The sequence below is a fragment of the Galbibacter marinus genome, assembly GCF_000300875.1.
Taxonomy (GTDB): domain Bacteria; phylum Bacteroidota; class Bacteroidia; order Flavobacteriales; family Flavobacteriaceae; genus Galbibacter; species Galbibacter marinus.
Window position 1 is genome coordinate 49,849 of record NZ_AMSG01000019.1, and the last position, 8,976, is coordinate 58,824.

General features: G+C 36.1%; 11 protein-coding genes. 6 read left to right on the forward strand and 5 right to left on the reverse strand.

Annotated features, from left to right (window positions below; genetic code table 11):
• Positions 1-66 precede the first annotated feature (66 nt).
• Complete coding sequence (locus I215_RS11975; protein WP_008992235.1) at positions 67-1,290, reverse strand: efflux RND transporter periplasmic adaptor subunit; 1,224 nt, start codon at positions 1,288-1,290, stop codon at positions 67-69.
• A gap of 355 nt (positions 1,291-1,645) precedes the next feature.
• On the opposite strand from I215_RS11975, the gene I215_RS11980 reads away from it, so the two are divergent.
• The 5 genes from I215_RS11980 (at position 1,646) to I215_RS12000 (ending at position 5,692) form a co-directional block, all read left to right on the forward strand.
• Positions 1,646-2,221: a Crp/Fnr family transcriptional regulator gene (locus I215_RS11980; protein ID WP_008992236.1), complete on the forward strand. Its 576-nt coding sequence runs from the start codon at positions 1,646-1,648 to the stop codon at positions 2,219-2,221.
• A 127-nt stretch (positions 2,222-2,348) separates the two neighbouring features.
• A complete protein-coding gene (locus tag I215_RS11985; RefSeq protein WP_008992237.1) occupies positions 2,349-2,807 on the forward strand; it encodes a tungsten formylmethanofuran dehydrogenase subunit C in 459 nt (152 codons plus the stop codon).
• Positions 2,808-2,832: 25 nt separating this feature from the next.
• Positions 2,833-3,447, forward strand: coding sequence for a DinB family protein (locus tag I215_RS11990; RefSeq protein WP_008992238.1), 615 nt, complete (start codon positions 2,833-2,835; stop codon positions 3,445-3,447).
• 203 nt (positions 3,448-3,650) lie between these two features.
• Positions 3,651-4,367: a hypothetical protein gene (locus I215_RS11995; protein WP_008992239.1), complete on the forward strand. Its 717-nt coding sequence runs from the start codon at positions 3,651-3,653 to the stop codon at positions 4,365-4,367.
• Positions 4,368-4,798: 431 nt separating this feature from the next.
• Positions 4,799-5,692: a sulfite exporter TauE/SafE family protein gene (locus I215_RS12000; RefSeq protein ID WP_008992240.1), complete on the forward strand. Its 894-nt coding sequence runs from the start codon at positions 4,799-4,801 to the stop codon at positions 5,690-5,692.
• Between the two features lie 140 nt (positions 5,693-5,832).
• Here I215_RS12000 and I215_RS16585 read toward each other — a convergent pair whose 3' ends face one another.
• From I215_RS16585 to I215_RS12015, 4 genes are all read right to left on the reverse strand, one after another.
• Positions 5,833-5,961 (reverse strand): hypothetical protein, encoded by a 129-nt coding sequence (locus I215_RS16585; protein ID WP_262486291.1) that lies wholly within the window; start codon positions 5,959-5,961, stop codon positions 5,833-5,835.
• Positions 5,962-6,090: 129 nt separating this feature from the next.
• Entirely contained in the window at positions 6,091-6,492 is a 402-nt protein-coding gene (locus I215_RS12005) for an RrF2 family transcriptional regulator (RefSeq protein WP_008992241.1), read from the reverse strand.
• Between the two features lie 121 nt (positions 6,493-6,613).
• The gene (locus tag I215_RS12010) at positions 6,614-7,279 is read right to left on the reverse strand and encodes an NAD(P)-dependent oxidoreductase (protein WP_008992242.1); all 666 of its coding nucleotides are present in this window, start codon (positions 7,277-7,279) and stop codon (positions 6,614-6,616) included.
• 263 nt (positions 7,280-7,542) lie between these two features.
• Positions 7,543-8,103: a DUF305 domain-containing protein gene (locus I215_RS12015; RefSeq protein WP_008992243.1), complete on the reverse strand. Its 561-nt coding sequence runs from the start codon at positions 8,101-8,103 to the stop codon at positions 7,543-7,545.
• A gap of 305 nt (positions 8,104-8,408) precedes the next feature.
• On the opposite strand from I215_RS12015, the gene I215_RS12020 reads away from it, so the two are divergent.
• A partial coding sequence (locus I215_RS12020; RefSeq protein WP_162131561.1) for an IS110 family transposase occupies positions 8,409-8,976 on the forward strand: 568 nt, incomplete at its 3' end.

Below are 8,976 nucleotides of genomic sequence, written 5' to 3' on the forward strand. Positions count from 1 at the left end.
ACGAACAGTTTTATAACTTTTACCCTATAAGAGCGTAATTCCCTTAACCGTCAATCGGTACTTCCTCTACAGGTTTTGTGAGTGCTCCAAAGAAGCCAGTTCGGATTCTCCTTTTACTACGTTTGTCTCAGAGGTATGTACTAACATTCCTGGTCTAATTTTCTGAAGGTTATTGGTGATTAGTTTATCATCCTTACTCAAGCCTTCTCTGACAATTCGAAGTCCATTGGAGTGTAAGGGTCCTAATTCAACTGCTTTACTAACCACTTCACTACTGTCATTTAGAACATATACAAATCTTACAGATTGATTGGTTCCGATAATATGATCAGGAATCATAATAGCATCGTGCATAGCACTACCAATAACTCGTGCTTTGCCAAACATTCCAGGTTCCAACAATTGATCCTCGTTCTCTAGTACTGCACGACTTTCAATAGTCCCTGATTGCATATCAATCTGATTGTCTATAAAGTCTAGCTTTCCCTTATGCACGAAATCTTCTTCATCCAATAATTGGATCTCTACAGGAATTCCTTTTTTGCGTGGGTCTGTACGCTTTCCATTATTGGCCAAACGAACATACTTTAAGTAACTCGACTCACTGGCAGTGAAATAAAAATGAATAGGGCTTGTTGCCACTATGGTTGTCAGCAATGTTGAATTGGCACTACCACCATCAATTAGGTTCCCCTGATTAACGCGGTCCCTACTAACGAGTCCTGATATAGGCGCCTTAACTTTGGTAAATTCTAAATCAAGTTGGGCCTGATCAACTTTGGCCTCTGCCAATTGTAAACTTGCCTTTGCGTGCGCTAAGGCTTGTTTTCTTTGGTCGTATTCCTCGATGGAAACCGCTCCTGTAGCTCTTAAGGACTCTACCCTACTGTAATTATCTTCCGCTATTTTCACAGTAGTCAGAGTTTGAGCATAATTTGCTTTGGCCTGATCTAATGCAATCCTGTATGGTCTTTGATCAATTACAAAAAGGACTTGTCCTTTTTTAACTAGTTGCCCGTCGGTGAAATTTACTTTTTCTAAAAAGCCACTGACTCTTGCTCGTACATCCACGTGATTACTTGCTTCAAATCTTCCTGTATACTGATCCCATTCTGTAATGGACTCATATAAAGGCAGGGATGTTTCGACCTCAAGAACTGGAGTGGCAGCTTGTTGGCCTTCTTCTTGTGCACTTACACCATTTGGAATAAATGCTAAAACTAATAGAACGACTACAACGCCTATAGCAGCATAAATGCCTACTTTCTGTGTTTTTGACTTCAACTTCATAATAATATGGTTCTCTACGGTTTATTATTTAAGGACAAAATTAAAGTAGAGATGCACCCTTTGGCTAACCATAATTTTTTAAAAAATGACCAAAATCTAATATCACAGAAAAAACAACCTAAAAATCAAAAACAAATCATAAAAATTACATTGAATATCAGAACATTATAAAATTAATCCATCTAAATGTTTATTAATTTACATGCGTATCATTGGTTTGAGTTATAAGAAATTATCGTACCTTTAGATGGAATAAACCCTGATATCGAAACAGTTAAGCACTTTCAAACATATTATAACCTTACCCAATTTCCAAGATCAAAGCCACTTGAATCAGTATATACCCTAGGTCGATATGGAAAATGAACTTCTCACACAAACCTACAAGCATCCGCTAATTGACAGTACTGAGCTTGAAAAGTTGATTCACGCACATAAAAAAGTGAGTTTCAAAAAGGGGGATTTGATATTAAAACAAGACAGCATCGCAAATGGATATTTAATCCTTGAAAGCGGCTTGATACGATCATATGTCAATGATTATAAAGGCAATGACATTACCACGGAGTTTTTCTCTAGTAAGGATATCGTTATTGAAGCCATATCGCTATTTCAAAGAATACCCTCAACAGAAAATATTCAAGCGCTGACCAATTGTCAGTGCTGGGAATTAGATTTTGATGTTTTTCAGAGCCTTTACCATACCATCCCAGGGTTTTCAGAATGGGGACGCATTTGGATGGCCAAAAGCTTATTTAAGTTAAAGAAGCGTTCACTGGAAATGGTGACTGTTTCTGCCAAAGAAAGATACTTACAACTCATTAAAGAGAAGCCCCAGATAATTTTACAATCACCTTTGAAAAACATTGCAAGTTATTTGGGAATTACGGATTCCTCATTTAGTAGAATACGAAAAGAAATTTCTCGCTAAAGTTCTTTTCTTGTCCTATGGCAAGAAAAAAAATCAATCATCTATTTACCTTTACAATCATACCCTAACTGCTGATATCTAATAAATTACAATTAAAGACAAAAAATTAATTGATAAACACCGAACAATGACAACAAAGACCTATTCCATTGACATTAGTGCAGAAGCTAGCAAAGTGTACAACATTATGTTAGGACTTGAAGATAAAAAAACCTATCAGAGCTGGACGGCTTCCTTTAATCCAACCTCCACCTTCGAGGGTAGCTGGGAAAAGGGATCAAAAATATTCTTTCTAGGAACAGACGACCAGGGGAATACCTCAGGAATGTTATCCAAAATAGCAGAAAACATTCCAAACAAATTTGTATCCATAGAACATTGTGGTATCATTGAAAATGATCAAGAAATAACTCAAGGACCCGAAGTAGAACAATGGGCGGGTTCTAAAGAAAACTACACCTACACTCAAAATAATGGCCTGACAAGGGTCACAGTTGAAATTGACACCAATGAAAAATACATTGACCACTTTGATGACACCTGGCCAAAGGCCTTAAACAAATTAAAAGAATTATCAGAATCATAACCCAACAACCTTAAAAACAACTAAAATGAACCTCAAAAAAAACTTTCTTATTGTAACGCTTCTTCTCTGCCTGCCTTTAGTAGGGAATTCACAAGCTGAATCCCAAGAAGACAAAGCGTATGTTTTAACTTATTTTCATGAAACTCTAGAGAAGCTTCAGCAAGATGTCAACGGACTAAGTCAAGAGCAATTACAATTTAAAGCATCCGATAGCAGCTGGTCCATAAGTCAATGTTTGGAACATATAAACAAAACTGAACCTTTGCTTTTTACAATGGTAAAAACCAGTATGGAGCAGCCAACTAATCCTGAGCGCAAAAAAGAAATCAAACTTAGCGATCAAGACATCATCAACATGATTACAGATCGAAGTGCAAAATTTAAAGCTCCTAAAAATTTGATTGGAACAGGTAAATACAACAATGCAGATAAGGCTATAATGGATTTGAAACAACAACGAAAAGAAATCTTATCATTTATTAAAAACACCCCAATTAAAGAGCTCAGGAACAGGGTGAATGATTCTCCTATGGGTGCAACAGATACCTATCAATCTTTACTCTATGTGGCAGGTCATACGGCGCGTCATACTCTTCAAATCGAAGAGATTAAAAAGGCCGAAAATTTTCCCTCAAAATAATAGTTTACTTAAACCATTAAAATCCAGGCACCCTCAAATGTAAGGGTGCTTTTTATTTCAAAGTAGGTATGAATCAAAACTAAGGTTTAAACCATAGTACAACCACCATTCTTAAAGGATTAAGCAATGTGGTTAACCGTAAAGTTTTTTGTATTTGCCTAATTAAATTTGCCAAAAACTAATTTAAATTAAACCTCAAAGAAATGAAGAAACTACTTATTGTATTGATTCTTGTGATGTATTTAACCCCAAAAACCTCTAATGGACAAGAAGGTGATGCCGCTGCAGGCATTGTTGGTGGACTTGTTGCTATTGGAGTTGGCATAGCGGCTGTGGAACAGATGAAAGAGAACGCTGAGCTTACGGCTACTCAATGGGTACTGGCTAACAATCCTGAGTTGACCAGTTTTTCTTTAAAGACCTTGGATTTTGATGGAAAAAAATTAAAAGACATGTCCACAACCTCTGTGATTTCTTTTAAAATTCAAGAGTTTACCCCTTCAGAAAAACCAGAGCTTGATGGAAAAAAACAAGTACTTTTCGGATTTACCAGTCATGGGTGGATCAATGAATATGGTATCGATTACGAAAAAGTGAAATGGCATCTTATCGATGCGACGGAATGGATGAATATGATGATAGCTTACGCTAGTTTATCCTCTGAGATTAAAGATCAAACACAATTAAAATCTATTTTAAAGGAAGGAAAAGTAGTGAACAAAGGTATTAGGGTGGGTGGAAAACTTGCAGTTCCCTTCTTCAAATTATCTGGAGATATGTATGTGGTTAGCGATTATTCCGCTGATATGAAACTCATCTACAATGAAAGATCACTGGGTATATTTTTAAAACACTCCAATGATCTAGTACAAATAGGAAGAGGTGACATTATCAGTATCCACGACTTCTTTTTTGATTAAGACTAAAAAAACAATCGGTTAAGGAAGCTAAATACAAATTCAAATAAGAGTGATGTATTTAAAAACCTAACCGATTATTTTATTTGTATTTATTCTTCTTCTTTATGGTGAAAATCCTTCTCAATATGACTTACAAAAAGTTATATTTTAATGTAATACCATAGGTTCCTGGATCACCCAATACCGCAGCAAAATGCCCTGGGCTAAAAAGATCCTACCACCAGAGAAAAACAGTGAGACCCTAATAGGCCCTGAAACCTACTCTGGAATTGAGTAGAGCATAACTTGGAGCAGGATTGGGCGTATTTAAAGATGGTTTGTTCTACTCTTTTAAATTAAGTAATAGTTGAATATTTTTTTATATCCTACCAACCCTATAGAATTAATATTTTTTATACCTTAGCCCAAAAATTAATTGTAAGAAATTGACAATGACTAGCATTCAACTTTTAAAACACAATATTCAAAAAATCAGCTTTAAGCAAATCGGTTGGACTATTTTGACCCTGAACCTCCTTTTGATAGTGTATTTCGTATTCATCATTCAGCAGAGTGATGAATTTCTTTTTGCTTTTGACAATACCTTTTACACCTTTATCGCTATTGGTTTTTGCGCCCAATTAATAGATGGCGCTTTGGGTATGGCCTATGGCGCTAGTAGCAGTTCCCTATTACTACATTTTGGGGTTTCACCAAAAATAGCCTCGGCAAGTGTACATATGGCCGAAGTGTTTACCACAGGAGTTTCTGGACTATCACATTTAAAATTTAAAAATATTGACAAAAAGCTTTTAATAAAACTAGTTATACCTGGAGTAATTGGTGCTGTTGTGGGTGCATATTTGTTGTCAGCAGTATTGGATGGTGGTTTTATAAAGCCTTATATTTCAGCGTACCTATTGATTTTAGGTATTCTCATTTTACTAAAAGGGATACGAAACAATTTTAAAAAGCATAAAAAGGTGAGAAAAGCTGGTCTTTTGGCATTAGTTGGAGGTATGTTCGATGCACTTGGCGGTGGAGGTTGGGGTCCAATTGTGACCTCCAATATCCTCAACCAAGGGAAAGATCCTAGATTAACTATTGGAACAGTGAATACAGCTGAGTTTTTTGTTACTTTTTTTGCCACTGGAGTCTTTCTCTTTTATGTTGGAGTCGACAGCTGGCAAGTCGTTTTAGGTCTTATTATCGGAGGAGTGTTAGCAGCTCCACTGGGAGCTTTGGTAGCTTCTAAAATAAACAAACGACTGTTAATGATCGTGGTGAGTTTGGTTATCATTCTAACCTCATCTTTAAATATATATCATAGTTTTATTGGAGGGTAAGCGACTAGAATCTACATATAAAAGGAAAGTTGTTTTTGATAAATTATAACCAATTTAGGATGTGTTCAGTTTTAATTTTTAGGAGGTTTTTGAAGTTTCTTTTCATACTGTATATACTCATCTGCACTAATGGTCACAATTTAACCATCTCGCATTACCACCAATTTACCATTGTTGCGCCTTTTGGAATCAAGTAATCGCTCGAAGGATAGTTCAAGTCCTTTGATTATTTTTTCTGTAAACTCATTATTTTTTTCTTCCTCAGTCATAATAATACATTAATTGATTCATCTTTTCTTTGTTGATAATAGACAGTTTTTGTTGATCCTTCTTTTGTGCTATTAATTCATGTTTTCCGAAAGAGTTATCAAAAATTAATGAATGGTCAACCGATTGGATTACAACTCGATAATAGATCGCTCCAAGACAGGAATCATTTGCGCTCTCAGGTCTAGGAATATCTTACGAACTCTACAGGTATCTTCATCGATACATTCCTCACACTTTTCGTAGAAATTTTCAGAGGTGCAGGTAGTTAGTGCGATTGGACCGTCCATCATTCTCACAATGGTCACCACAGTGATATCTTTGGGATCCATAACAAAGCTATACCCTCCTTTTGGCCCCCGATGACTTTTGATTATTCTATTTTGTTTTAGAATATTCATTATTGATTCCAAAAACTTATAAGGAATCTTCTTTGCTTCTGAAATTTCCTTTACAGAAATTGGCACCTGGTCATGGTGATCATAAATGTACAACAGTGCCTTAATGGCATATTTTGCTTTGCGTGAGAGCATAATATTATTTCTATGAATACAATAATAAAGGTTACCTACAACATCTCAAAAATTAGTAGGTAATATTATTTTCAAAAAGTGCCTTTACTTGAAGCTATGGACATTCTATATCACCACCTCCTTAAAGCTCATTAGGCTTATCATTTTTTGGCTTTGAGGTCACTACTACAGCTTTTCCAATATATTCCTGTGAACCGATATTGCTAACAATAAAATGGGCTAAATCACCTCTTCTAATACTATTTGTGAGAATGGGTCCTTTGGTTATGACTATATAATCATGGTCATTAATCATTCCCGTTTCCTTAAGTCCAGTCGGGCGAACAATGGTATATGGTAGAATGCTTTTTTGAACGAGGTTTTCTTGTTTGTTATGGTCAGAAATATGTCCCTTTAAAATATTTTTTATAAAGGTTCTACTAAAAAAATCTAATTGATCCATGCTTTCGTTACTTCCTGCCGAACTGACAATCCATAGTCTGGTAGAGGAACTTCTATTCTCAAGAGCATCTACAACATTTCGTGTTGTCTGAGTTCTAACCTTAGAAGACTTGAAGGTTTCAGATCCAACGGCAACAACAACGGCATCAAATTTATGTTGGAATATCACATTTTGAATTTCCTTTTCATCTGTCGAGTCACCTTGGACAATACGAACCCCTGTTAAGGGTCTGTTTAATTTCTCGGCCGAGCGTACAAATGCCGTGACATGATGACCCTCCTCTAAAGCAAGCCTCATGATAAGACGACCTGTCCTCCCCGTTGCACCGATGATTAGAATTTCCATAAATCTACCACATTAAAATTCTAGGCTTAACCTTAAAGGTAACTAAATTATTGAAATTAATTGTTAGCCGTCTATCGATTTTCACCACAAACGGTCTCGGCTCGTATGTTTGCTTTCTGATTAATAAAAGGGTTAGTATATGAAAAGTAGGCGATTACGTAGCACTTCACTTTCGGTTAAGCACAAAGTTTGATATGAGCTAAAACCCTTAAATTTACTACTATCTCGCCTATTTTTTATATACATTGTTAGCTGCTGGCTTTTTATTCAATATCTTTAGTTTCTTGTTCTAACTTGCCTTTAAAATTTGGAACTGGTCTCTCCTTTTTCTCTAATTCCGTTTCAACAATTCCGTTCTCCTTAATATCCTTAATCAACCATTCCATTTCCATAATTTCTCTGCGTTGAGCTTTAATAATTTCATCCGCAAGTTTCCGAACTCTTATATCTTTGATTTTTGCTCTTTCGCTTGTCAATATGGCAATTGAATGATGTGGAATCATCCCTTCCATATAATCGGTATCAGTCACAGTTACTTGACTTCTTACTAACCAAATTGCTCCAATTATCATAATTGCTCCAAGTCCAAATATTACAATGTTAGTTGTCCTGCTTTTGTACATATTAAGCATATATGCAAGCATGATAATAATCATCGAACCACCCATTATTATAGTCATGAACAGACGAGTTTCACTAAACCAAAAGTGGTCGATTATTTGATAAGAATGAGTGTACATTAGAAAGAACATTGCAATCATGGATGTCGCAATCATCGCAAAAAATTTTCCGTATTTCCTTTTACTGTGTTGTCCGTTTTCCATTTTGTTCAAATTTTTAAATTATAAGTTTTGAGTTATTCAGCTTGCAGCTAACGGTCTCTGGCTCGTATGTTTGCTTTCTGATTAATAAAAGTATCTAAATATACTATTTTTAAATAGTAATCAATACCAACATAGAAGGGACAGGGAGGTCTCGGCTAGATACATTTATTTGATATCGTTTCATAGGAATCTCGCCCTTCTATAACTTTCTTCGAATCTGAACAGTACCTAGGTCCTAATGTAAGAGACCGTATCAAGTGCGAGCAAAGATGTTAAAGAAAGTTATGGTAAAAAAGAAAAAGAACATGAACAAAATTTTAAAACAATGTTTAGGTGTAGACGTTTCAAAGAAGTCCCTATCATTAGTTGTAGGCCTTTTAACCCCAAGTCTACAAAAGGAGTTTAAAGTGGGTAATGATGTTTCCAATGACCTTAGTGGGTTCAAGGAACTTGACCGTTGGTTGGTTAATGTTCTAGCCCCTAATGTGGAGTTTATGGTTTTAATGGAGGCCACCGGCACTTATCACCAAAAGTTGGCACATTACCTGCATGGAAAGGGTTATAAGGTCTGTATTATGCAGTCAGGTCGTGTAAAGCGCTATGCCCAGAGTTTAGATCAACGCTCAAAGACAGATGCATTGGACAGCAAGATGCTGAGCATGCTCGGGCTTGAGCGAGAACTTCGTTCTTGGCATCCACCCAGTGATGAACTGTTGCGCTTAAAGGCCTTATCTAGAGAGCGTAGTTCTTTGTTAAAGGATAGGACAATGGTGGGTAACAGAAATGATGCAATTGCTTCAGGAGTGTATGAAGATAAGAAAGCATCCAAAAGGCACAGTCAGCGAATAAAGCTACTGAATACTCAAATAATGG